The organism is Amycolatopsis sp., from assembly GCF_025464955.1.
Lineage (GTDB): Bacteria > Actinomycetota > Actinomycetes > Mycobacteriales > Pseudonocardiaceae > Amycolatopsis.
Genome location: NZ_JAODNM010000081.1, coordinates 25,153 through 47,723, shown reverse-complemented (window position 1 = coordinate 47,723; position 22,571 = coordinate 25,153). Strand labels below are relative to the sequence as shown.

The window sequence follows — 22,571 nt, the reverse complement described above, 5'->3', positions numbered from 1 at the left end:
CGCTCGACAGATGCGGCCAAAGTGCATACAGTCAATACAGGCAACGGACGATGCGGTTCTCAGGAGGACGAGCAGGATGACGACCCAAGGCAGCGACTCCGACTCCCCGGCGGTTCGGGTGTCCAAGCTGGGCTACGTGGGCTTCGAGACCCCCGACCCGGCCAGGATGATCGAGTACTACACGAAGGTCCTGGACTTCGTGCTCGTTGACGAGTCGCCGGAGACGGCCTTCCTCACCACCGGCACGGACCACCACTGCGTGGTGCTGACCAAGGGCGAGGCCAAGGGACGCACAACGGTCGGCTACGAGGTGTGGGAGGAGCTCGGCGACGCCCAGCGGCGCCTGCGCGAGGCAGGCTACGACGTCGAGCGGCGCAGCGACATCGGGCCGGGCACGCCGGACGTCCTCGTGCTCGACGAACCGGGCACAGACGTGCCGCTGCACCTGATCACCGCGCAGGATCCGAGCGGCACCAAGGGCTACACCCCCCTGCGGCCGACGAAACTCGGCCATGTCGCGGCTTTCACGCCCGCGCTCGAGCCGATGCAGAAGTTCTACCAGGATCTGCTGGGGTTCAAATGGTCCGACACCGTCGGGGACTTCTTCGTCTTCCTGCGCTGCAACGCCGACCATCACGCCGCGAACTTCATGGCCAGCACCAAGCTCGCGGGGATGCACCACGTCGCTTACGAGATGCGCGACCCCGACCATCTGATCTCCATGCTCGACCACCTGGCCAAGAACGACTTCCGGCTGGCCTGGGGGCCGGGGCGGCACGGCCCGGGGCACAACCTGTTCACCTACCACAAGGACCCGGACGGCAACACGATCGAGCTTTTCACCCAGATCGACGTCGTCCACGACGAGGCCAAGGGGTACTGGGAGCCCCGGCCTTGGCACGAGGAGTATCCGATGGGGCCGCGGACCTGGGAGGTGGACCTCGCCACGGTCAACCAGTGGGGGATCGTCAACCCCGAAATGCTGGAACACTGATGATCGAGCTGACTGACATCGCCTACGTGCGGTCAGGGGCCGCCGACCTGGCCGCAGCGGTGGACTTCGCGACGAACATCGTGGGCCTCGAACTCTCCGACGGCGGCGAGCCCGGCGTCGCGCACCTGCGGTCCGACTCGCGCCATCACACCCTCGCGCTGGTCGAAGGCGGGTCCGGAGTGATCGCCTCGGGCTTCACCGTGGCCGATGAGAACGCGCTTGAGGACGCGGAGACGCAGTTGGAACGAAGCGGTTTCGCTGTCGATCGTGGCGACCGCGAACAGTGTCGGTCGCGCCGAGTCGGGGATTACGTCGCGCTCGACGACCCGTTCGGCAACCGGATTGAACTCGTTGCCGGGCAGCAAAGTCTCGGGCGGCCGGTCCGGCTGTCGCGCGGATCGGGGATCACCGAGTTCGGACACGTCTGCCTCGACGCGCCGGATGTGCGAGAGGCCCACCGGTTCTGGTCGACGACGTTCAACGCGCGGGTGTCGGACTGGATCGGTGACGCCGCCGCCCTGATGCGGATCGATCCGGTGCACCACAAGGTCGCCGTCTTCCGCGGCGACGGGCCGGGGTTGTGCCATATGAACTTCCAGGTCGCCGAGCTGGACGACATCTTCCGCAACTGGCATTTCCTCCTCGATCACGGGGTCGAGATCGAAATGGGGCCGGGCCGGCATCCGCAGTCCGGCGCGGTGTTCCTCTACTTCCTCGGCCCCGAAGGGTTCACCTACGAGTATTCGTTCGGGGTACGCCGGATCGAGGACGAGTCCGCGTGGCGGCCGCGGACGTTCGACCCGGCGGAGCTCGGCTCGATCGACATGTGGCTCGGCGAGCCCGTCCGGACCACCACCCAGCCGCAGCTGCGGTCCAAAGCGTCCGTCAAGTGAGGGCCTCTGCCGCCTTGGCCACCGAGGTCGCCGAGGCGGCCAGGGTGATGTCCCGGCTGAGCCTCGTCACGGCTTTCGGCCACGTCTCCGCGCGGTTGGGGGACGACATCCTGGTCACGCCGCCCGTGGATCTGACGTACGTCGGCGCGGGTGAGGTTGTCTTGGTGCCTCTCGACGCGAACGAACTCCCGGCAGGTGCCCCACCGGAGACGTGGCTGCACCTCGCCGTCTACCGCTCGCGGCCCGACGTACTGGCGGTGGCGCGCGCGCAACCGGAATCCAGTTTCGTCGCGGGAGCCGTCGCAACCGAACTCGCGCCGCTGCACGGCCAGGCGAGTTGGCTGGGCCGCCGAGTCCCGGTGCATCCAGGCACGCGGCTCCTGCGGTCCGCGGCGCTCGCAGCGTCAGCGGCGGACTCCCTCGGCGACAGCGAAGCGTTGGTACTGCGCGGAAATGGCGGGGTCACCACCGGCGTCACGCCAGGAATCGCGGTCGCTCGCATGTGGCTGCTGGACGTGGCCTGCCGTGTCCACGTCCAGGCCCGGCAGGCGGGGGAGCCGAGACCGCTTGCTGACGAAGACGTCGACGCCTGGCGCGCGGCCGCGCCGGCCTTGCTCGACCGCCTGTGGGCGCACCTGCTCCGGACCACCACCGAAGGAAGGCAAGCATGACCACCGCTGAGCAGCCGGAGATCGGCCGGTCCGTCCAGGCCGCCGGAATCCGCACCAACTACCTCGATGCCGGCGACGGCGACCAGACCGTGTTGCTGGTCCACGGTTCGGGGCCGGGGGTGACGGCGTATGCGAACTGGCGCCTGGTGATTCCCGCGTTGGCCAAGGATTTCCACGTCGTCGCCCCGGACATGGCCGGCTTCGGCTACACCGAACGGCCCGAGGGGATCGCCTACGGGCTCGACGTCTGGGTGGACCAGGCGCTCGGCCTGCTGGATACGCTGGGCATCGAGAAGGCCCACCTCGTCGGCAACAGCTTCGGCGGCGCGATCGGCCTGCGGCTCGCCGCGCGCCACCCCGACCGGGTCGGAAAGCTCGTGCTGATGGGCAGTATGGGTGTCGAGTTCGAGATCACCGAGGGCCTGGACCGTGTCTGGGGCTACGAACCTTCGTTCGAGAACATGCGTCGGGTGCTGGATGTCTTCGCGTACTCCCGCACGCTGGTGAACGACGAACTCGCCAGGGTGCGCTACGAAGGCAGTGTCCAGCCGGGCTTCCAGGAAGCGTTCGCGGCGATGTTCCCGGCACCGCGCCAGCGCTGGGTCTCCGCGATGGCGACGCCCGAGGACGAGCTGCGTCGCCTCCCGCACCGCACGCTCGTCGTGCACGGCCGAGAGGACCGGGTGATCCCGGTGTCGAACTCGTACAAGCTCGTGGACCTGCTGGAGAACGCTGATCTGGCGGTGTTCGGGAAATGCGGGCACTGGTCGATGATCGAGCGCACCGCCGACTTCACCCGCCTCGTCCGGGACTTCCTGCTCGGCTGAGAGGTGAACCGCGTCAGCGTTGGAGGTCGAGATGGGTCATACGGAGGCCGCCTTCGGGTAGTGGCGGCGCAGGTTGGCGGAGATGACTCGGTCGAGCGTGCGGTCGGGCAGTATCCGGGTCAGCCGGGTGATCAGGGCGGCATCGCGGCCGATGGTGTAGCGGGTGCACGCCCTGCGGACCGACGCGGCCCGGTCGGCCTCCGAGAGGCTGCGCGGCGCTCTCCTCGCCCTCATCGGCGTCGGCCGGGACCAGCCGTACCTGTACCAGGAGATGGTCAGCGCGCCGGCGCTTGACCCGGCCGCGCGGCCGGTCGCTGCCAGGACGAGTTCCTTGCCATCGTCGCCACCCTCGTGGGGGATCAGAAGGCAGCGCACTACTGCGCCTTGCTGATCACCAGTGCCCATGGCATCGCGGGCATGGAACTCAGTTGCACCCTCGGCGCAGTCAAGTGGAGCGTCACGGCAGGCGAACTTGTCGACACCCTCGTTCGCATGGTCGCGGACGCCGGGGAAACGACGGTCGGTTGACCGGGGTAGCCACACCCGAGCTGTTCAACACTCGTCGCCAGGAGCTGCGGCGTGGATCTGTGGTGCTGGTGAACTCGTATTTCCACTACCTCAGCCGGCCGGTTTGTTCACGGTTTCTGACCGTGGACAAACCGGCCGCCGAGGATTGTGTGCGTCGGATTGAGATCGCGGAGTTCGTTGGGCGCGCACAGCGCCGGATCCCGCGGCCAGCTGGTGAGATCAGCCAGTCGACCCGTGGTGAGCATGCCGCGGAGGTCGGTTTCGCCGAGCAGGCGCGCGGCGTTGGTGGTGTGCATGGCGACGGCTTCTGCGTAGCTGACAGCATGCTGGGCGCCCTGGACCCCGGCGACGGTTTGCCGGGTGGTCATACCCCAGATCGAGCGCATCGCACCGAACTGGCCGACCGGGAAATCGGACCCGGCGGTGACCAGCGCGCCGTCATCGAGCCATTCCCGGGCGGGGAAGAGGTCCGAGACCCGTTGCTCGCCCCAGAATCCGATCCCTACTTCGGCTGTATCGTGCAACAGTGGCTGTTGGATGGTGACCGGAACGCCGAGGGCGACCGCGCGGGCGCGTTGTTCGGGGCCGGCGAGACTACCGTGCTCCATCACCAAAGCCCCAGCCGGCAGGCCGGGGTTGCGCCGCAGTACCTGCTCGTAGACGTCGAGCAGGACGCGTACCGCCCGGTCGCCGTTGGCGTGGGTTCCGACTCGCCAGCCTCGGCTGACCACCGCCTCGACGGCCTCGACCAGCGCGGGTGGTTCCCAGAGCAGCGTTCCGCAGAAGTCGTGGTCGTTGTGGTAAGGCTGTTCGGTGGCGGCGGCTTCCAGCCCGCCGTCCAAGCAGAATTTCACACCCCACACCCGCAGCCACGGGTCTCCTCGGTAGCGCCAGTCTTCCATGGTGTCGAGCAGGTCGGTGAGCTCCGCCGCGCTGGTCAGCCCAATTGCGGAGATCAGTGCCCGAACCCTGGTGTGCAGCGCGCCCGCTTCGCGGCTGGCCAGTAGTGCCAGGAAATCGTCGGGGGAGACAGCGCAGTCGCGGACCGTCCCGATGCCGGTTGCCGCGTACTGGCTACTGGCGATGCGTAGTCCGGCGACGCGATCGGCCGGGTCGGCTGCGGGAAGAAGCCGTTCCACCAGACCCATCGCAGTGTCGATGAGCCGGCCGGTGAGCGTTCCACCGGCATCGCGCTCAATCACACCGCCGGTCGGCACCGGGGTGTTCTCAGTGATGCCGGCGAGCCGCAACAGATACGAATTGGCGACGTCGTTGTGCCCGCCGCGCTTGACCAATACCGGATGGCGGTCGGTCGCGGTGTCCAGTTCGGCGGCGGTGGGCATCCGCCGCTCGCGGAGATTGATCTCCTGCCAGTTGGTGGTGGTGCGGATCCAGTCGCCTTCGGGGGTGCTCGCGGCTCGTTGCCTGATCAGGTCCAGGAACTCGGGGATGGTTCCGGCCTGATGGACCGGCACGTCGCGTGCGCTGTGCCCGGCGAAGATCAGGTGAGTATGCGTGTCGTCGAAGGCCGGCGTAACTGTGGCCTCCGGCAGATCGAGGACGGTGGTGCAGGCGGTGACCCAGTCGGCGAGACCTACCGAATCCGTCGACAGGGCCACGATGCGATCACCGCGGACCGCCAGCGCGCGTTGCGGTTGCTGGTCGGGTACAAGGGTATGTATCGATGCTGCTCGGATCACCAGATCCGCTTCGTGCTCAGTCATGCTCACTCCATTGTCCTTCGTTCTCCGCCGGCCGTAGTGGGCAAGCGGCGCGCTGTGGGTCGCCAATGTCGACGGCAAGACCGTTGGCGATCGAGCCATTACGGTGCAAGTTTCGCCAGCCTGGCCGACACGACTTTGTCGATGTGCTGGACCGTGCTGAGGAGATGTAAGCGAAGCGCCTGCATCGCGTCGTCGGGGCGGTGGCGCACGCACGCTTCCAGGATTCGTTCATGTTCGAGTCGGCGCAGGGTGAGTACGTCGTCGTCGTTCATCGTCGCGGCTCGGTAACGCTCGCTGTTGTTCCACACCGGTTCGACAGACCTGAGCATCCACATCGATCCAGCGGCACGGTAGATCGCGTAGTGGAATTCCTTGTGGGCGTCGCGCGCTGCCGAGATGTTTCCGCTGAGCAGCTGGATCTTTTGCTGTTCGAGGGCGGCGCGGGCGTCGGAGGCTGCCTGGTCGGTGAAGTTTTCCGCCGCGCGGCGACACAGGATGCCCTCAAGTGTGATACGGGTGAGGTAGGTGTCTTCCAAATCGTGCGGGGATACCGCACGGACGCGTGCCCCTCGATGCGACTCGACCTCGATGACACCGGCTGATTCCAGCTGCCGGATAGCTTCGCGAATGGGCATCATGCTCATTCCGAGCGATTCGGAAAGGTCCTGCAGGCGTAGTGGCGCACCGGCCGGCAACGTGCCGTCGAGTATCGCTTCCAGGACGCTGCTGTACGCCTGTTGTGTTGTCGTCGTCCTGGTGGGCTTGTTGAGTCCGGTCGGTGCCATCAATGTTTCCCATTCAGTAGTTCGCCGGCGTTGGGTACGTAGGTCTCCAGGTCGAGTTCACGCAATATCTGATAGGTCGTCGCGACAGCGGCTGAGAGCACCGGCTTGCCGATCCGGTCCTGCACGATCTGGATAGCCGCCAGCGAAGGCATCTGCACACAGGCTGACAGGATGACCGCGTCGGCTCTGGTGTGGTCGAGTCTGTCGACGATCGTGTCCAGCGCCAAGGGGTCGAGGGCGCCGACCGCGAGGTTGTCGGTGATCTCCAGTGCGATGAACTCGGTGACCGGATGGCCTTCACCGGCGATGTAGTCCACGACCTGTTCGGTGAGCGGGCGTTGGTACGGGGCGATGAGGGCCACGCTGGTCGCGTCGATCGCGTCCAGTCCGGCGATCAGCGCTCCCGCGCTGCTGACTACTGGTGCGGACGCGCCGTTGTCCATCGCGGTCTGGCGCAGGCGCTGCTCGGCGGTTCGGTGATAGCCCGCGCCGCGCGACATGATCGCGACAAGACAGGCGTAGGCAAAGACGTCGACACGCGCATCGGAGAGTTCGGCGGCGCAGCGATCGGACTCGCTGTCCATCGAGCGCAACTGTTCGGCGGTCACTTCCCGCATGCGCATCCGGGACGCGTGCATGGTGAAGCGTTCCGGTCTTACTTCCTGCCGGGCGTTGAGCATGGCAGGAATCTCGGTCTCCATGGTGATGTTGGAGCTGGGCACGATTTGGCCGATGCGATAAGCGCGCTGGACCATGATCAGACCGCCTTCACCGGGTTGGAGAGGGTGCCGATGCGTTCGATATGCGCTGACACGATGTCGCCGGGCCGGAGATACGTCGGGGGCGTCATCGCGGCGCCGACGCCCTGTGGTGAACCGGTGGAGATGACGTCACCGGGTTCCAGTGTCATGCCGGAGGTGATGTCGGCGATCAGCTCGGGGATGGTGAACAGCATGTTTCTGGTGTTGCCGTGTTGGCGTTGTTCGCCGTTGACATCCAGGGAAAGGGTGAGTTCGTGAGGATCGGGAATCTCATCGGAAGTGACCACTACCGGGCCGAACGGTGCGTAGCTGTCTTGGCCTTTGGAGAAGAACCATTGGCCTGAGCGTCGCTGGTCCCGTGCGCTGATGTCGTTCATGATGCTGTATCCGAATATGTGGCCGAGGGCGTGGTCCTCGTCGACCGCGTGTGCGACGGATCCGATAACGGCGGCGAGCTCACACTCCCAGTCGAGCTGCGCGGTGAGGCGGCTGTCGTGGAGGATGGGCTGGTTCGGGCCGATCACCGCGGTGGCCGGCTTGCTGAACAGTACTGGCCGCTCGGGACGCTGCTGGTCGGTGTCGAGAGCGCGACTTGATTCTTCGACGTGCTCGACGTAGTTCAACCCGACGCCGACGATTTTGCCTGGCCGGAGTGGAGCGTGGAGCACGAGGTCCTGGATTCCGAAGCGCACCGTGGCCGGCCACGGTGGCGCCGCGGCGACGTGTCGAATCACCGCCGCGTGAAACGCAGGACCTGCCGCGATGTAGCCGAGCAGCGTTGCCGGTATGTCGATGACGTCGCGTAGTGCGGCTGCCAGGTCGATGACGGTGTGCTCGTCCGCGAGCATACCGAGGCGGCATTGCTCGGTGGTCGTGAGGCTGAAGGTCACAAGTCGCATGAGGATTCCTTGTCGGTTCGGGCCTTGGGGGGATATCGCCGGGGCCGTACGGGTCGGCTCAGATGGTCATCGGCGTGGATCGTCCGGCAGCGGGCCCAAGAGTGGAACCTGCGGGGCGGCGGTGGTGTGCAGGGCACGCTGGGGCTGCCTGTTCAGGTGCAACTGGAAGACGTCGAACCGGTTGTAGTGGCCGATGATGTCGTGCATCTGTTTCGGCTGGATCGAGCGACTGAGGTCGATGTCGGCATACACGATGCCCTCCTCGTCGATGAGAGGTTCGGTGAGAAGCCCGCCGTCGGGACCGAAGATGCCGCTGAACGCGCTGTGCGGACGTTGCAGGAGTTGTCTTGCCTCGTCGTTGTTCGCGACCAGGTCCACGATCTCAGGGGTGATCGCGGCGCACGCGACAACCGTGAAGACTTTGCCTTCGAAGGAATGTGCCGCTCCGCGGACCTTGATCGCTTCGACCATGTCGTACTCTTTCGGCGCGACCGGTAGTGCGATGTATCCCGCGACGTGGACTTGCTCTCCCTGGGCCAAGAGGCTGAAGCGAGCCAAGGTGTTGGTGTTCTCACCGCAGGCCAAACCACCCAGCCGGCCGATCTCGGTCTCGTAGATGCGTAGTGAACTTCCGTCTCCGTGGCCCCAGGTCAACTTTTCCGCCCAGGTCGGCACCAGCTTGCGATGGACGCCGAGGAGTTCCCCGGCGGCGCCGATGAAGAGGATCGAGTTGTAGAGCGTGCCCATCGAGTACGGGTCACGCTCGTTGACGCCGATAACCACATAGGCACCGGCTTCCTTGGCCGCGGCTCGCAGCGCGTCGACCTCTGGCCCGGGGATGTCGATCGAGGCCCGGTAGAGCCGCTCGAACCAGGGACTGCCGTCGACCGGCGTCATCGTCCAGTTCCAGTAGGGGTATCCAGGTATGAAGACCTCGGGGAACGCGATTAGTCGTGCTCCCTCGGCGGCCGCTTCGGCGATCAGTCGCGTTGCTTTGTCAACTGTCGCGGCGGTGTCCAGGAAAACCGGGGCCGCTTGTACTGCCGCGGCGCGGAACTGGGGGTACTGAGTCATCCTTGGCCTCGTCGCGTCGGTGGCGGGAGTCGATGTGGAGAGCCGCTTGAGCAAATCCTAGCATTTGATCAAATATCACGATAGTGTCTGGCGCAAGGGAACCCCGCAGCGGCGGCGACCGGTAAACCAAGGACGAAACGGACAGGAGTGTCGATGACCAGCACGGAGGACGGCATGATCGGCCGCGCACGAGTGCAGGACACCGCTGAGCTGACGCGCTTTTACGATGCTCTCGGCGAACTGAACGCGGGTGCGCTCTGGACGGTCGCCAACGACATCGAGCCCTGGTACCCGAAGCCGAAGTCAGTGCCTGTGCTGTGGAGCTACCGCCAACTGCGGCCCCACCTGCTCGACGCCGCGAAACTGGTCAGCGGCGATGACGCCGGTCGGCGGGTCGTCATGCTCGTCAACCCTGGCCGGAAAGAGCTCAGCGCGGCCGTCGGCCTCCTCTACAGTGGACTGCAGATCATGAACCCCGGCGAAAAGATGACCGCCCACCGCCATGCCGCGGCAGCCCTGCGGTTCGTCGTCGAGGGCCAAGGTGCCTGGACGATCGTCGACGGGGATCGTCTCGAAGTCGGCCCTCGTGACTTCGCTATCACCCCGAGCGGCACGTGGCACGAACACGGCAACGACTCGGCGGACACTCCGGTCATCTGGCAGGACGGCCTGGATATCCCACTGGTCAACACGGTGGACGCGAACTTCTACGAAGTACACCCCGACCTGCATCAGCAACCAGGCAAAGTCATCGGCGCCTCCCTGCTCGAACACGGCGCCGGGATTCTCAAGCCTGTCGGGCGCAGCTGGCAGAAGCGGTATTCGCCGTTGCTCGCCTATCCGTGGGAGATGACCTACGAGGCGCTGCTCAACCAAGCCAGGGTTACCGGCGGCTCGCCCTACGACGGCGTGATCATGGAGTACGTCAACCCGGCCACCGGTGGATCCGTGATGCCGACGATGGGCGCGCATATGCAACTGCTCGCGCCCGGACTGGCCACTACCGCGCACCGCCACACCGGATCGGTTGTCTACCACGTCGCCAAGGGTCGCGGTCACTCGATCATCAACGGCAACCGGTTCGATTGGCAGGAGAACGACATATTCTGTGTCCCCTCCTGGGCCTGGCACGAGCATGCCAACGATAGCGGCAGCGACGACGCGTGCTTGTTCTCCTTCAACGATTTCCCCTTCATCCACACTCTCGATCTCTACGCCGAGGATGCCTACACCGAAAACGGTGGGCACCAGTACAGCGACTGAATGAACAACGCGCCGAACGTCGGCGACTTCTGACGGCGTTCCTCTCGGTCGTCAACAATCGGGTAATCATGGCCGGCTCAGCGAGCGCGGCCTGGATTCCGATCCGCTCAATCCTTGTCTGTTGTGGCCTTCGCGACCCACCATGACGGTTCGTGCTGTGTACACCCATAGTGAGGTAATGCAGATGGATAATTCCATTTTACGCGGTAGAGCGACGGCGGACAGTGGGGGGACCCTGTCGAATTGGCCGGTCGTCATACTGACTTTCCTGGCCGTACTCTTCGACGGCTATGACACAACATCGCTCGGGCTCGCCGTACCGACGCTCGCCAAACAATGGCAGGTGAGTCCGGCCGCCTTCACCGCGCCACTTACCGTCACCAACATCGGTGTGGTGATCGGTTACCTGGTGTGTGGTCGAGCCTCAGCTCGATTCAGCAGGCGAACGGTAATCCTGACCGGCGTCTGCCTTTACGCCGTGGGATCGGTGTTCACCGCGTTGTCCACCAACATCGAGACGATGACCATCGTCCGCCTGATCGGCGGAGTCGGCCTAGGACTGGTGTTGCCCGCTGCGGTGTCGTTCGCCACCGCCCACAATCCTGGCCACCGTCGTGAGATGATCGCCGTACTGGTGACAATGGGAATATCCGGTGGCGCACTGCTCGGCGGCCTCACCGCCGGCCGGCTGATCACGAGTTACGGCTGGACATCGATGTTCTGGGTCGGCGCAGTCTGTCCGGCATTATTGCTCCCGTTTCTGTGGCGATTTCTGCGGAAGGAAACCCCGGCGCCTTCGCAGCACGAACCGAAGCAGTCGCAGGCCGCCGGAGTGAGGGAGATCTTCACTGGTGGCCTTGCTGTTCGAACTGTGCTGTTGTGGGCGTTCGCTTTCCTCCTTTTCGCCGCCTATTACGGCTTGTCCTCCTGGGTGCCGACCTTCATGACCGGCTACGGATTCACCCGGACAGCAGCACCTTTGGGGGTTGCGGCCCTGGGCGTCGGTGGACTAGCCGGTGCGCTGGTGGTCATCGTCTGCTCGACTCGTTGGCCGACAGTTCGTGTTCTTATGGTGACCTGCGTTCTAGCTGCCGGACTCATGGCAACTGTGGCGACCGTTCCGCTGAGCAAGGCGGCGGTGCTGTTGGTGTTCACCGGGATCGGCGGTGGGCTGACCGCGGCTTTGGTCGGGCAAGCCGGTGTGGCCGCCTCGCTCTACCCACAGGCCGCCAGAACCACCGGGGTCGGCTGGGCTTCTGCGTTGGGGCGCATCGGGTCCGTGATCGGCCCGGCGCTCGCCGGTCTGCTGATTTCCGTCGGCGCGTCAGCGGGAATGATCGTGCTCCTCGGATGCGTGCCGGTCATCCTCGGGGCAGGCACGATGGCGATCTACAGCAGGCACAGGAGCCGAAACGTAGTGAACGGTGCCCTGGTCATCCTCGAACAGTGAGCCGCACCCGGGTTCGGCGGCCTTGACACGCTCGCCCGCGTCCTTCAGTCGATTGTCACTCAATTGCTGCTATGGAGAGAGATAGGTATGACCACCACGTCCTCCACTGCTCACCTCGCGTCCACACCACTCTCGACGGCCGAGCCCACGCGTCCACATGACATCGGACTTCTCCTGCTGCGCCTCGTTGTAGGCTCGACCATGGCCGCCCACGGCGCAGAGGTGCTGTTCGGATCTTTCGGTGGCCCCGGACTGGCCGGCGCCGCCCGCTATTTCACATCGGTCGGTTATACCGGCGGGCAGGTGATGGCGGTGGTCGCCGGCGGATCTCAATTTCTAGGCGGTCTCGGCTTGGCCGTGGGACTACTGACACCGCTATCAGGAGCGGCCATCGTCGGTACGATGATCAACGCTGTCGCGGTCAAATGGCACGGAGGCTTTTTCATCCCCACGGGCTTCGAGTACGAACTGACTGTCGCCACGGTGGCAGCAACCCTCGCCCTCAGCGGTCCCGGGCGGTTCGCAGTGGACCGGCTGATTCCCGGACTGCGAACCCACCGGATGGCGTTCGGCATTGTCGCAGTGGCTGTCGGTATCGCGCTCGCGCTTCTTGTCCTGCTGACGCTTCGCAAGTGACCGTTCCTGGCCACAAGCCTGATTCAACGGACAAAGCGAGTTAGCGCGGAACCCAGAGGGTCACTCTGGTTCCGTTGCCGGGGCTGGAATCGATGGTGCCGCGGCCGCCGACTTCGGCGAGCCGGGCGACAATCGACTGGCTGATGCCGAAACCCGCCGGGCGGTCCTGGACGCTGAAGCCTTGTCCGTGGTCGCGGGCGATCACGGTGATGCCGCCGTCCCGTTCCTCCATGCGCAGCACGACTTGCGTGGTGCCGGCGTGCTTGACCGTGTTCCGCAACGCCTCGCGGACGGCTTCGCGCATCGCCGCGCGCCGGGGTTCCGGCAGGGTGCTGTCCCTAGTGATGCTCGCCGCGGCCACGAGATCGGTTCGCAGGCCTTCCCTGGTCATCTCGGTGGCGAGCGTGGCGAGGTCCGCCGCGAGACCTGCCGACGGTTCCTCGAACGCCGGCTCGATAAGCGCGCGACGCAGTTCTGCGGCTTGGGCCCGCGCGGCGACGCGCATCTCGCGCAACCGCTCCGCCGCCTGTTCGTCGTCGCCCGGTGTCTCGGTTCCCATCGCTTCGAGCGTCTGCAACACGCTGTCGTGCAGCACACGCTGGTTGTGCAGGCGCTCGGCGTCGCGCCCGCGTCCGATGCCGATGCCCAGCGCGAACCGGGTGCCGACGCCGACCAGGATCAGCGCGCCGCCCGCGGTCACGATCGCCACCGCCAGCGCGATCACCCCGCCCACGCCGCGGTTCACCGCGAGCGTCTGACTTACGCCGTCTCCGCCGGCCCAGGTCAGCAACACCCGCAAGGGCGCGGCGGCGACCAGCAGCACGATCGCCGCCGGCACGCCGAACGACAACGTCCACAACGTGATCGTGCCGACCAGCCAGGTCCACGCCACGTCGATCGCGAACGGCTGGACCGACACCGGGGCGGTCACCGCGACGACCAGGTTGACCAGCAGCCCCACCGCCAGGTCGGCGACCACGATCCGGCCAGCCAACTTGGTTTGCGTACCGCGCCCGCGCAGCAGCCGGACGACGGCGACGATGTTCAGCGCCACGGCCGGAATCGAGACGCCGAGCACGGAGGCCAGCCCGAGCGAGCCGTTCGAGACGATGAACCCGGTCAGCACCTTGGGGAACGCGGCGACTCGGTACAGCAGCGGGATGAGCATCGCGAACCGGAACGCCCGCACGACAAGCGAGTCCGCGAGTCGCTCCATCGCCGGGACCGTGTGGTCGGGCGTTTGGTCCGGCGGGAGGGCCAGCATGGGGGTTCCCCGCAAGAGAAGTCCCCGGATGAAGGCGAGTGGCGGCGCGCCCAGGCTCGCCTCGACCATTCAGCTGTCCTCCTGTGCGACCCGTTCGGGTCGCCTGAGGTTCGCAGGATGACCTTGCCACGTCAAGCGTTCGTCCTCGATCAGCCGTGCCGGGCGTCCAGCGCGTCCAGAAGCTTCACGGAGATTTCGTCTACCTGGTCCAGCTTGGAGATGTTCGTCAGCAGGGTGACGCCGGTGCGGGTCTGCGGGCAGAACCCGGTGAAGGTCGTGAACCCGCCCGTGCCGCCGTTGTGCCAGACCATGGTCCGCTTGCTGGTCGGCAGCGGCGTCATGTGCCAGGCGAGGCCGAGCCGCAGGTTGGCCGTCGTCGGTGGGGTGAACATCGGCTGCTGCACGAGCTTCAGCGTTGGTCGCAGCCGCACGGGTGCCTGGCCGAACAACGCGTGCAGGTAGCGCATCTGATCGTCGACTGTCCCGTAGAGCGCGCCGGCGCCGGCGAACGTCGGCAGGTGCCAGTCCGGGGTGGGCGTGCCGTCCGTGGCGTGTCCGGAGGCCTTACGCGCCAACTGTTCGGAGGTAAGCCCGAGAGTCGTGTCACGGAGGCCCAGTGGACTTGTCGCGAAGCGGCGCGCGGTGTTCGCGTAGTCCGTGCCCGCGAGGTTGGCCATGGCCTGCCCGAGCAACGCGACTCCGAGGTTGGAGTACAGGTAGGCCGTGCCTGGTTGGCTCACGAGCTTCGTCGCGCGCAAGCCGTCGGCGAGGTCCTGCTCGGTGTACGTCGCGTACGGGTCCTGCGGATCAAATCCGGGCTGCGTCAGGAGGTTCGGGGGCAGCGACGGAAGCCCGGCACTCTGCGTCGCGACATCGCGCAGCCTGATCTCGCCGTGTGCCGGCTTGGGCAGCGTCAGCTGACGGGGCAGGTAGCGGGCCAGCGGGTCGTCCAGCCGGATGACGCCCTGTTCGACGGCCTCGGCGAGCAGGAGCGCGGTGAACGTCTTGGTGATCGAACCGAGTTGGTAGATGGTTCGGCCGTCGGGTTTCGGCGAACCTGGGCCGGCCGTCGTTCCCGCGCCTGCGACGTACCCGTCGTTCCCGTCGAACGCCCCGACGACGAGTCCTGGGAAGCCGGCGGCGATCGCTCGGGTGAGCGTCGCGTCGACCTGCGGTTTGACCGTGCCGGATGCGGCTGCCGGCGTCGACGGCAGCAGCGAAGCCGCAGCACCGGCCGCGACCGTGCCGATCATGGTGCGTCGGGTGAAAGTGGGCATGCGTTTCCCCTCCAGTAGCTCAAGCGGGGTGTCAACCGGGCGGCCGCGCCGCCGCGAGCAGGACCAGTAGCGGGACGACCCGATGTCCGGGCACTACGTAGTGGCCGCGGTGGGCGACTTCCAGCCAGTTCGCCGCCACCAGCAGCTTCAGATGGTGGTAGAGCTGGCCGGTGGTGCCGACCTCGTCGAGCTCCTGGAGCTCGGCCACCGAGCGGATGCCGCCGAGGATGCGGCCCAGCAGCAGGAGGCGCACCGGATGGCCCAGCGCGGCGAACGAGCCACTGACTTCCGCCCAGTCCACGCCGAGGATGTCGTCGGTGAGGTGGCCCTGCTGCCACTCGTAGTGTTCGCCGGATGGCAGCTTCACCGCGCCGGTGAACAGGACCGCACCGTTCGGATCCTTCACCCGCTCTCGCAGCCCGATCAACGCCCAGAAGACGTCCGGGTCGTGCCCTCCGCCCGGTGCCGGCTTCTCGCTCTCCAACGCCGTCACCCTGGCTTCGAGCTCGGCGAGCCGACTCTCCGTATCCACAGACGGATCCTACGATATTCCGTAGATTCCGTAAACAGGCTCTCCTTATCTACGGAATTACGTAGTACTAGAGGGTGTGGGCGAGTTCGTCGAGCATGGTGGTGGCGAAGGTCGCGACGATCGACAGGTGGCCTTGGCCGGGCTCGAGGTGGGCGACAGCGCCGGGGAGGTTCTTCGCGAGCCATTGACCGTGCGCGAACGGGACCATCAGGTCTTCGCTGCCCTGCCAGACGAAGCTCGGGACGGCCAGCTCGTCAAGGGAGAATCCCCACGGTTGCAGGAACGCCAGGTCGTCGTCGATCCAGCCGTCGACGCCGCCACGGACGCCTGCGGCGATCGCCTCGGCGAGGTCTTCGCCGAACTCGCCCGTGAGGGCGTCTCGGTCGGCGTCGGGCAGTAGCGATCCCATGTCCGCGGTCAGCATCGCCAAGTCCGCGGTAGCCATCGGCCCGGCCATGGTCTCGAGCGCCGGACGCAGCGCGGCCTCACCCTGGGCCGCCAGCCCGAACTCCTCGAGGTTTCCCTCGCCCATTCCGCCGAGGAAGTCCAGACCCGTCGCGTCGTGTGGCGCGGCCCCCGAGATGACCAGGACGCCCGCCACCCGTTCGGGCAGCAGGACTGCCGACGCGAGCGCGTGCGGTCCGCCGCCGGACCAGCCGGAGACCAGGCACCGCGACGCGCCCAGGTGATCAAGCAGCGCTTCGACATCGGATGCTGCCGCGGCGACGTCGCGGCCAGGCAGCCGCGTGGACTCCCCGTAACCGGGACGGCTGTACGTCACGAATCGCAGCCCACGCTCATGGGCGCCGCGGCGCAGGACGCGAATCTGGTTCAGGCCGCTCGGGGTGCCGTGGTGGTAGATCAGCGGAGTGCCGTCCTCGGGGCCCGAGATGCATACGCTCAGCTGCCTGCCGTCGGGCAGGCTCAAGATCGTCATGACGCTCATGATGTCAAACGGGAGGTGCCCCGGCCAGCGAAGCTTGTCCGGGAGGGGCCCCGGGATCAGCCGCGCCAACCCCGCCGGTGGTCGGCGATCAGCTCGTCGATCCGGTGCCGGACGCGTTCGGCGCGTTGCGGGTCCGACAGCTCGTCGGGGGAGGGCAGGAGCGCGGGCAGTGCCCAGCCACGACCGCGCGCCCAGGTCGCGTCGTCGACCGACATCGCGGCCCGGAAGGTTTCCCGGGCGCCGGTGGGCAGGAACGTCCACGCGGCGATGAGATCGCAGGCGGGATCACCCACCGCCACCGTCCCGAAGTCGATGACGGCGCTCAGCCTGCCGTCGGTGGCCAGCAGGTTCCCGGGCGCCGGGTCCCCGTGGATCCAGGTGGGCGGGCCATCCCACTTCGGCGCCGCCAGCGCCGCTTCCCAAACCGCCGTCACGGCGTCGGTGTCGGCAAGTCCGTCCCAGGCCGCGATTTTGGCTCCGATCCGGCTGCCCACGACCGACGAATCGCGCTCGTCGGCCAGCGGCACACCGCGGAAACCGTTGCTCCACTCGGGCGACGGGCCGCCCGTGGGGTCGATCCGCTGCAGCGCGCCGAAAAAGTCCGCCAGCTCGGCGGCGACCTGCCGCGGATCGCCAAGGCGTTCGGGGACGGCGTTTTCACCGTCCAGCCACTGGTAGACCGACCAGCCGAAGGGGTAGCCCTCGCCCGGTTCGCCCTTCGCGAGTGGCACGGGAACGGCGAGCGGCAGGTGCGGGGCCAAGACCGGCAACCACCGCTGCTCCCGGTCGACCTGTCCGGCCCAGCGGGGCAGCCGGGGCAGCCGGACGGACATGTCCGTACCGAGCCGGAAGGTCATGTTGTCCATTCCCGGCGAGCCGACGGGTTTGACCGGAAGATCCGCCCATCGCGGGAACTGCGCCGCGAGCAGGCGGCGTACCAAACCTGCTTCGATGGCCACTTCGCCAGGACGCGAACGGGGCATGGCGGCGCTCCAAGTCGGGGCTCGAGATCGTCGGGATTGACCGGTTTCATCCCACTCGACGGTGCCCCGTCCTGTCCACGGGTTTTGTGTCGAAGATCGTCAAGATAGTCACGCATGTCAAGAATTACTAACGGGTGCCGGTACCGGGCGACGAATTGTCGGCGGGACAACGGATACCGCGCGGCTTGTCCCGGTCATCGGTATTCGCGCTGGTCAAAGGCCAGGTCAAAGATATTGCCGCAGAACGACAATTCGGACGACAGGCGGTCGCCAACGCTGGTCGGGCCCGGTGTTCTGCCGTGTCCGCACGGTGACCCACAGTGAGCGAACCCAGACTGTTACACAACGTCTTGGCAAGTGCCTTGACACCCGCTGTGGTACGTACCACTCTCCGTGCATTGGTCTATACCACCTGGCGGCGTCCGGTCGCCGGGTTGGCATCGAAAGGACGGCACGAGTGAAGCGCTGGCTCAAGCTGGTGGCGGGCGCCGCCGCCATGACTCTCTTGACGGCGGGCTGCGCCGGCTCCGGCGGTAGTTCCGCCAGCTCCGCGCCGCAGAACGCAACGCTGACCGTCTGGCTCATGTCCGGCTCCGCGCCGGCCACGCTGACCGACGGCCTGAACAAGGAGTTCGAGGCCGCCCACCCGGGCACCACGGTCAAGTACGAGGTCCAGCAGTGGGACGGGATCCAGCAGAAGCTGGTCACCGCGCTGGCCAGCGGCACCCCGCCGGACGTGATCGAGATCGGCAACACGCAGACCCCGGCGTTCGCCAACCAGAACGTGTTGACCGACCTCACGAGCTCGGTCAACACCTTCAACGGCCCGCAGTGGCTGGCCGGGCTGAAGGCCTCGGGCCAGTTCGACGGCAAGACCTACGGCGTGCCGTTCTACGCCGCCAACCGAGAGGTGATCTACCGCAAGGACCTGTTCGCCCAGGCCGGTATCGCCGCGCCGCCCACCTCTGACGCCGAGTGGCTGGCCGACATCGCCAAGCTGAAGACCAAGTTCGGCAGCGACCCCAACTTCCAGTCGCTGTACCTGCCGGGCCAGTACTGGTACACGCTGCTGTCGTTCATCTGGGACAACGGCGGCGACATCGCCACGGCCAGCGGCTCGTCCTTCAAGGCCTCGCTTGACAGTGCGGGCTCGAAGGCCGGTTTGGACTTCTACAAGCAGCTCGTCGACGCTTCCGGCACCACCGCGCCGAAGGACAACGACGAGAGCAACCCGGCCCAGGCCGGTATCTACGGCGGCGGCAAGGTCGCGATGTTCATCGGCGCGCCCTACGAGCTGGCCACCGCGGCCAAGACCGACCCGAGCCTGACCGACAAGACCGGCGCCTTCCCGATCCCGAGCAAGACCCCGGGCCAGACCGCGCCGGTGTTCCTCGGCGGCTCGAACCTGGCGATCCCGGTCAACAGCAAGAACCAGGACCTGGCCAAGGCCTACCTGGCACTGCTTTCGACCGACAAGTACCAGACGCAGCTGGCCGCGGCCGGTTACGTGCCAGGGACGTCCACCGACGTCAGCGCGCTCAACTCGTCCCCGCTCGGCGCCGTGATGGCCGTGGCGTCGAAGAACGGCCGCGCCGTGCCGGCCAGCCCCAAGTGGGGCGACGTCGAGTCCGGTCAGAACCCGCTCAAGGACATGATGACCGCTTACCTGACCGGTAAGAAGAGCATCGACCAGGCGACCGCGGATGCCGACGCCGCGCTCAACAAGCTCATCGGCTGATGACATCCACCAAGGAAGCGGCGACGCCGACGGGAACCCTCCCGCCGGCGTCGCCGCCTGTCAGCCCTCCCGCGCCCCGGCGGCGCGGACGTACCGGCGAACGCGTGGCGCCGTACTTGCTGATCCTGCCCGCACTGGTCTCGATCCTGGTGCTGCTGGGTTGGCCGACGGTGCAGATGCTCGGGATCAGCCTCCGCAAGCTCGACCTGGGCGAGCTGGTCAGCGGCAAGACGGTGTGGGTCGGGTTCGCGAACTACACCGCGACGTTGACCGACCCCGGCTTCTGGACGATCACCATCCGGACGGTGGTGTTCACCCTCGCCATCGTGCTCGCCACGCTGCTGGTGGCCCTCGCCGTCGCGCTGCTGATGCGGCACCTCGGCCCGGTGATCAGGGTGATCGTGCAGGTGACGCTGGTGCTGGCCTGGGCCACCCCGGTGGTCGCCACGACCACGGTCTTCCAGTGGATCTTCGACCAGCAGTACGGCATCCTCAACAAGACGCTGGACAAGCTGGGGTTCCACAGCTTCATCGGCTATTCGTGGTTCTCCACCGGCTTTTCCACGCTGACCGTGATCGGGTTGCTGATCCTGTGGGGTGCCGTCCCGTTCGTGGCGTTCACCCTGTACGCCGGGCTGCTGGGGGTGCCGAAGGAGCAGTACGAGGCCGCCGGGATCGACGGCGCCAGCCCATGGCAGGCGTTTTGGGCGGTCAGCTGGCCTGCCATCCAGCCGATCATGACCATGATGACGTTCCTGTCGGTGCTGTGGGACTTCAAGGTGTTCGCGCAGGTCTGGGCGATCCGCCAGGGCGGCCCGGACGGCGGGAGCACCACGTTGCCGATTTCGCTGTACCTCAAGGGCATCGGCGGTAGCCATTTCGGCGCCGCGTCGGCGATCGCATCCTTGATGCTGCTCATGTTGCTGCTGCTGACCGCGAGGTACGTGCAGCTGCTGGTCCGGACGAAGGAGGGCGACCTCTCGTGAACAAGACCCTGCCCCAGCGGATCGGGCTGTCGGTGATCGGCGTGTTCGCGGCGATCCTGTTCGGTTTCCCGACGTACTGGTTGTTCACCACGGCGTTGAAGACGCCCGGCGACGTCCTGTCACCGCGCTACGACCTGATCCCGTTCTCGGCCACGTTCTCGAACTTCACCACCGCGCTGTCCAAGGCCGGCCTGCTCACCGCGCTGACCAACAGCCTGATCGTCACGATCGGTTCGGTACTGCTGGCACTGGTCGCGGGCGTGCTCGCCGCCGCGGCCCTGGCTCGGATGCGCTTCCGCGGCCGCAAAGGCTTCCTGCTGCTGGTGCTGGTGGCCCAGCTGGCGCCGGTGGAGGCGCTGTTCATCCCGCTGTACCTGCTGATGCGGGACGCTGGGCTGCTCAACCAGCTGCCGTCGCTGCTGCTGGTGTACTTCGCCACGACGCTGCCGTTCACGGTCTGGATGCTGTACGGCTTCATCAACGGCATCCCGTACGAGCTCGAAGAGGCAGCGATGATCGACGGCTGCAGCCGGACGGGCGCGTTCCGCCGGGCCACGCTGCCGCTGTTGGGACCCGGTCTGGTGACCACGTCGGTGTTCAGCTTCATCACCGCGTGGAACGAGTTCCTCTTCGCACTGGTGTTCATGACCGATGACGACAAGAAGACGTTGCCGGTGTGGCTCGCTTCGTTCCGGACGGCGTTCACCGTCGACTGGGGCGGCATCATGGCCGCGTCGGTCATCTACGCCGTGCCCGCACTGGTGTTCTTCCTCCTCGTCCAGCGCAAGCTGGTGGCCAACGTGGCCGCCGGCGCGGTGAAGGGATAGCTGTTGTCCTCTGCTGCGGAGTCTCCACGAAAGCTCGCCGAATCCGTTCTGCTGCCCGGTTTCGCGGGCACGACCGCGCCGGAGTGGTTGCGCCGCAGACTCGGTGAGGGCCTCGGCGGGGTGATCCTGTTCGGCCGCAACGTGGTCGACGACGAGCAGGTGGCCGCGCTGACCGCCGGCCTGCGGTCGGAACGGGCCGATGTCGTGATCGGTGTCGACGAGGAGGGCGGGGACGTCACGCGGCTCGACGTCGCGACCGGGTCGTTCGTGCCCGGCCCGCTCGCCCTCGGCGCTGCCGACGACGTCGAGCTGACCACCGCGGTCGCGGCCGCGCTCGGTGAGCGGCTGGCGGCCTGCGGAGTGACGGTGAACCTGGCGCCGTGCGCGGATCTGACGCTGACGCCCGACGACCCGATCATCGGGGTGCGGGCGTTCGGTTCGGATCCTGTACGGGCGTCGCCGCACGTCGCGGCGTACGTGACCGGGATGCAGAAGTACGGCGTCGCGGCGTGTGCCAAGCACTTCCCGGGGCACGGCGCGGCCACCGAGGACTCGCATGTGGCGTTGCCGGTACTGCAGCGGACCGAGGAGGAGCTGCGCGCGGTCGAGCTCGTCCCGTTCGCCGCGGCGATCAGGGCCGGCGTCCGGTCGATCATGACCGGTCACCTGGTGGTCCCCGCGTGGGGCGACCAGCCCGCGACACTCAATGCCAAGGCGCTCACCGAAGTGCTCCGCGGCGAGCTCGGGTTCACCGGCGCGATCATCACCGACGCGCTGGAGATGGGCGCGGTCTCGGGCGAGTTGGGCAGGCACGACGGCCTGGGCAGCGCGGCCGTCCGGTCGTTGGCGGCCGGCGCGGACGCGCTGTGCATCGGCGGCGCCGCGTTCGACGCGGACGTCCTCGACCGGATCACCGCCACCATCGTCGCGGCCGTCGAGTCGGGCGAGCTGCCGATCGAACGGCTGGCCGAGGCGTCCGCACGCACGGCCGCCTTGGGTGAACCACCGGCCCCGGCGCGGGTCGAACCGGTGGACCGCCGGCTCGGCCTCGAAGCGGCCCGCAAGGCGCTCCGGATCCAGGGAAACCCCCGGCTGGAAGGTCCGGCACTGGTCGTCGACGTCGTGTCGGAGCCCAGTATCGCGGCCGGCCCGATGCCCTGGGGTCTTGGCGCGCACCTGACCGAGCTGGTCCCGGGCAGCCGCGCGCTCAAGGTGTCCGGCGTCGACGTCGACACGGTTCTCGAAGCGGCAGAAGGGTTCCGGAACGTCGTCGTGGTGACCCGCGAAGCCCACCGGCACGCCACCGTGCGCTCGATGCTCGCCGCCCTGGCCACGGCCGGCCTGGCTTACATCCGTGTCGAGACCGGAGCACCTGGCCTCGACCACGGTGACGGCGACCGCATCGACACCTTTAGCGGCTCCTACGTCAGCCTCCGCACCGCCGCGGAATACCTGGCGGGTTCCTGAGGGGGTGTGGCGTTCCCTCGGGGCCACCCTTGTGGCTTCTAACGCC

At 67.0% G+C, this 22,571-nt stretch carries 23 protein-coding genes; 12 read left to right on the top strand and 11 right to left on the bottom strand.

Features of this window, described 5'->3' with window-relative positions:
• Positions 1–76: 76 nt before the first annotated feature.
• The 4 genes from JWQ81_RS18385 to JWQ81_RS18370 are packed head-to-tail and all read left to right on the top strand — an operon-like array spanning position 77 to position 3,385.
• Positions 77–994 (top strand): VOC family protein, encoded by a 918-nt coding sequence (locus JWQ81_RS18385; protein ID WP_297543097.1) that lies wholly within the window; start codon positions 77–79, stop codon positions 992–994.
• The gene (locus tag JWQ81_RS18380) at positions 994–1,887 is read left to right on the top strand and encodes a VOC family protein (protein WP_297543095.1); all 894 of its coding nucleotides are present in this window, start codon (positions 994–996) and stop codon (positions 1,885–1,887) included. Before JWQ81_RS18385 ends, JWQ81_RS18380 begins: the two co-directional genes overlap by 1 nt.
• The gene (locus JWQ81_RS18375) at positions 1,884–2,558 is read left to right on the top strand and encodes a class II aldolase/adducin family protein (RefSeq protein ID WP_297543093.1); all 675 of its coding nucleotides are present in this window, start codon (positions 1,884–1,886) and stop codon (positions 2,556–2,558) included. The genes JWQ81_RS18380 and JWQ81_RS18375 overlap by 4 nt, the downstream gene beginning before the upstream one ends.
• Positions 2,555–3,385, top strand: a complete 831-nt coding sequence (locus JWQ81_RS18370) for an alpha/beta fold hydrolase (RefSeq protein WP_297543091.1) — start codon at positions 2,555–2,557, stop codon at positions 3,383–3,385. The genes JWQ81_RS18375 and JWQ81_RS18370 overlap by 4 nt, the downstream gene beginning before the upstream one ends.
• Positions 3,386–3,421: 36 nt before the next feature.
• On the opposite strand, the gene JWQ81_RS18365 is transcribed toward JWQ81_RS18370, so the two are convergent.
• Complete coding sequence (locus JWQ81_RS18365) at positions 3,422–3,760, bottom strand: hypothetical protein (protein ID WP_297543089.1); 339 nt, start codon at positions 3,758–3,760, stop codon at positions 3,422–3,424.
• Positions 3,761–3,769: 9 nt separating this feature from the next.
• Between JWQ81_RS18365 and JWQ81_RS18360 the strand changes: the two genes are divergently transcribed.
• Entirely contained in the window at positions 3,770–3,913 is a 144-nt protein-coding gene (locus JWQ81_RS18360; protein ID WP_297543087.1) for a hypothetical protein, read from the top strand.
• 107 nt (positions 3,914–4,020) lie between these two features.
• On the opposite strand, the gene JWQ81_RS18355 is transcribed toward JWQ81_RS18360, so the two are convergent.
• The 5 genes from JWQ81_RS18355 to JWQ81_RS18335 all read right to left on the bottom strand — a co-directional run bounded on the left by JWQ81_RS18355 (position 4,021) and on the right by JWQ81_RS18335 (position 9,156).
• On the bottom strand, positions 4,021–5,637 hold the full coding sequence (locus JWQ81_RS18355) for an amidohydrolase (RefSeq protein ID WP_297543085.1): 1,617 nt from the start codon (positions 5,635–5,637) through the stop codon (positions 4,021–4,023).
• A 98-nt stretch (positions 5,638–5,735) separates the two neighbouring features.
• Positions 5,736–6,422: a GntR family transcriptional regulator gene (locus JWQ81_RS18350; protein WP_297543082.1), complete on the bottom strand. Its 687-nt coding sequence runs from the start codon at positions 6,420–6,422 to the stop codon at positions 5,736–5,738.
• The gene (locus JWQ81_RS18345) at positions 6,422–7,177 is read right to left on the bottom strand and encodes an Asp/Glu racemase (protein ID WP_297543081.1); all 756 of its coding nucleotides are present in this window, start codon (positions 7,175–7,177) and stop codon (positions 6,422–6,424) included. Before JWQ81_RS18345 ends, JWQ81_RS18350 begins: the two co-directional genes overlap by 1 nt.
• Positions 7,178–7,179: 2 nt before the next feature.
• A complete protein-coding gene (locus tag JWQ81_RS18340; RefSeq protein WP_297543080.1) occupies positions 7,180–8,082 on the bottom strand; it encodes a fumarylacetoacetate hydrolase family protein in 903 nt (300 codons plus the stop codon).
• A gap of 66 nt (positions 8,083–8,148) precedes the next feature.
• Positions 8,149–9,156 carry a carbon-nitrogen hydrolase family protein gene (locus JWQ81_RS18335; protein ID WP_297543078.1) on the bottom strand — a complete coding sequence of 336 codons (1,008 nt, stop codon included), beginning with the start codon at positions 9,154–9,156 and terminating at the stop codon, positions 8,149–8,151.
• 153 nt (positions 9,157–9,309) lie between these two features.
• Here JWQ81_RS18335 and JWQ81_RS18330 point away from each other — a divergent pair, with 153 nt between their 5' ends.
• From JWQ81_RS18330 to JWQ81_RS18320, 3 genes are all read left to right on the top strand, one after another.
• The gene (locus JWQ81_RS18330) at positions 9,310–10,419 is read left to right on the top strand and encodes a cupin domain-containing protein (RefSeq protein ID WP_297543076.1); all 1,110 of its coding nucleotides are present in this window, start codon (positions 9,310–9,312) and stop codon (positions 10,417–10,419) included.
• A gap of 142 nt (positions 10,420–10,561) precedes the next feature.
• Positions 10,562–11,869, top strand: coding sequence for an MFS transporter (locus JWQ81_RS18325; RefSeq protein ID WP_297543074.1), 1,308 nt, complete (start codon positions 10,562–10,564; stop codon positions 11,867–11,869).
• A gap of 87 nt (positions 11,870–11,956) precedes the next feature.
• Complete coding sequence (locus tag JWQ81_RS18320) at positions 11,957–12,505, top strand: DoxX family protein (RefSeq protein ID WP_297543072.1); 549 nt, start codon at positions 11,957–11,959, stop codon at positions 12,503–12,505.
• 40 nt (positions 12,506–12,545) lie between these two features.
• Here the strand turns inward: JWQ81_RS18320 and JWQ81_RS18315 are convergent, their stop codons facing one another.
• The 5 genes from JWQ81_RS18315 to JWQ81_RS18295 form a co-directional block, all read right to left on the bottom strand.
• Positions 12,546–13,838 (bottom strand): ATP-binding protein, encoded by a 1,293-nt coding sequence (locus JWQ81_RS18315; protein WP_297543070.1) that lies wholly within the window; start codon positions 13,836–13,838, stop codon positions 12,546–12,548.
• Between the two features lie 80 nt (positions 13,839–13,918).
• The gene (locus tag JWQ81_RS18310; protein ID WP_297543065.1) at positions 13,919–15,046 is read right to left on the bottom strand and encodes a serine hydrolase; all 1,128 of its coding nucleotides are present in this window, start codon (positions 15,044–15,046) and stop codon (positions 13,919–13,921) included.
• 31 nt (positions 15,047–15,077) lie between these two features.
• Positions 15,078–15,578 (bottom strand): ArsR family transcriptional regulator, encoded by a 501-nt coding sequence (locus tag JWQ81_RS18305; RefSeq protein ID WP_297543063.1) that lies wholly within the window; start codon positions 15,576–15,578, stop codon positions 15,078–15,080.
• Between the two features lie 67 nt (positions 15,579–15,645).
• Positions 15,646–16,515 (bottom strand): alpha/beta hydrolase, encoded by an 870-nt coding sequence (locus JWQ81_RS18300; RefSeq protein ID WP_297543062.1) that lies wholly within the window; start codon positions 16,513–16,515, stop codon positions 15,646–15,648.
• Positions 16,516–16,580: 65 nt separating this feature from the next.
• Positions 16,581–17,507, bottom strand: coding sequence for an aminoglycoside phosphotransferase family protein (locus JWQ81_RS18295; protein WP_297543061.1), 927 nt, complete (start codon positions 17,505–17,507; stop codon positions 16,581–16,583).
• A gap of 457 nt (positions 17,508–17,964) precedes the next feature.
• Between JWQ81_RS18295 and JWQ81_RS18290 the strand changes: the two genes are divergently transcribed.
• The 4 genes from JWQ81_RS18290 to JWQ81_RS18275 are packed head-to-tail and all read left to right on the top strand — an operon-like array spanning position 17,965 to position 22,525.
• Positions 17,965–19,245, top strand: coding sequence for an extracellular solute-binding protein (locus tag JWQ81_RS18290; RefSeq protein WP_297543059.1), 1,281 nt, complete (start codon positions 17,965–17,967; stop codon positions 19,243–19,245).
• Entirely contained in the window at positions 19,245–20,231 is a 987-nt protein-coding gene (locus tag JWQ81_RS18285; protein ID WP_297543057.1) for a carbohydrate ABC transporter permease, read from the top strand. Before JWQ81_RS18290 ends, JWQ81_RS18285 begins: the two co-directional genes overlap by 1 nt.
• A complete protein-coding gene (locus JWQ81_RS18280; protein ID WP_297543055.1) occupies positions 20,228–21,058 on the top strand; it encodes a carbohydrate ABC transporter permease in 831 nt (276 codons plus the stop codon). Before JWQ81_RS18285 ends, JWQ81_RS18280 begins: the two co-directional genes overlap by 4 nt.
• A gap of 3 nt (positions 21,059–21,061) precedes the next feature.
• A complete protein-coding gene (locus JWQ81_RS18275; RefSeq protein ID WP_297543053.1) occupies positions 21,062–22,525 on the top strand; it encodes a glycoside hydrolase family 3 protein in 1,464 nt (487 codons plus the stop codon).
• Positions 22,526–22,571 lie beyond the last annotated feature (46 nt).

Bases quoted from the DNA above. Each gene is read 5' to 3' on its own strand.
- JWQ81_RS18345 (WP_297543081.1), bottom strand. From the start codon at position 7,177: ATGGTCCAGCGCGCTTATCGCATCGGCCAAATCGTGCCCAGCTCCAAC.
- JWQ81_RS18315 (WP_297543070.1), bottom strand. From the start codon at position 13,838: ATGGTCGAGGCGAGCCTGGGCGCGCCGCCACTCGCCTTCATCCGGGGA.
- JWQ81_RS18295 (WP_297543061.1), bottom strand. From the start codon at position 17,507: ATGCCCCGTTCGCGTCCTGGCGAAGTGGCCATCGAAGCAGGTTTGGTA.
- JWQ81_RS18300 (WP_297543062.1), bottom strand. From the start codon at position 16,515: ATGACGATCTTGAGCCTGCCCGACGGCAGGCAGCTGAGCGTATGCATC.
- JWQ81_RS18380 (WP_297543095.1), top strand. From the start codon at position 994: ATGATCGAGCTGACTGACATCGCCTACGTGCGGTCAGGGGCCGCCGAC.
- JWQ81_RS18285 (WP_297543057.1), top strand. From the start codon at position 19,245: ATGACATCCACCAAGGAAGCGGCGACGCCGACGGGAACCCTCCCGCCG.
- JWQ81_RS18320 (WP_297543072.1), top strand. From the start codon at position 11,957: ATGACCACCACGTCCTCCACTGCTCACCTCGCGTCCACACCACTCTCG.
- JWQ81_RS18310 (WP_297543065.1), bottom strand. From the start codon at position 15,046: ATGCCCACTTTCACCCGACGCACCATGATCGGCACGGTCGCGGCCGGT.
- JWQ81_RS18370 (WP_297543091.1), top strand. From the start codon at position 2,555: ATGACCACCGCTGAGCAGCCGGAGATCGGCCGGTCCGTCCAGGCCGCC.
- JWQ81_RS18335 (WP_297543078.1), bottom strand. From the start codon at position 9,156: ATGACTCAGTACCCCCAGTTCCGCGCCGCGGCAGTACAAGCGGCCCCG.
- JWQ81_RS18325 (WP_297543074.1), top strand. From the start codon at position 10,562: ATGACGGTTCGTGCTGTGTACACCCATAGTGAGGTAATGCAGATGGAT.
- JWQ81_RS18355 (WP_297543085.1), bottom strand. From the start codon at position 5,637: ATGACTGAGCACGAAGCGGATCTGGTGATCCGAGCAGCATCGATACAT.
- JWQ81_RS18385 (WP_297543097.1), top strand. From the start codon at position 77: ATGACGACCCAAGGCAGCGACTCCGACTCCCCGGCGGTTCGGGTGTCC.
- JWQ81_RS18330 (WP_297543076.1), top strand. From the start codon at position 9,310: ATGACCAGCACGGAGGACGGCATGATCGGCCGCGCACGAGTGCAGGAC.
- JWQ81_RS18340 (WP_297543080.1), bottom strand. From the start codon at position 8,082: ATGCGACTTGTGACCTTCAGCCTCACGACCACCGAGCAATGCCGCCTC.
- JWQ81_RS18350 (WP_297543082.1), bottom strand. From the start codon at position 6,422: ATGGCACCGACCGGACTCAACAAGCCCACCAGGACGACGACAACACAA.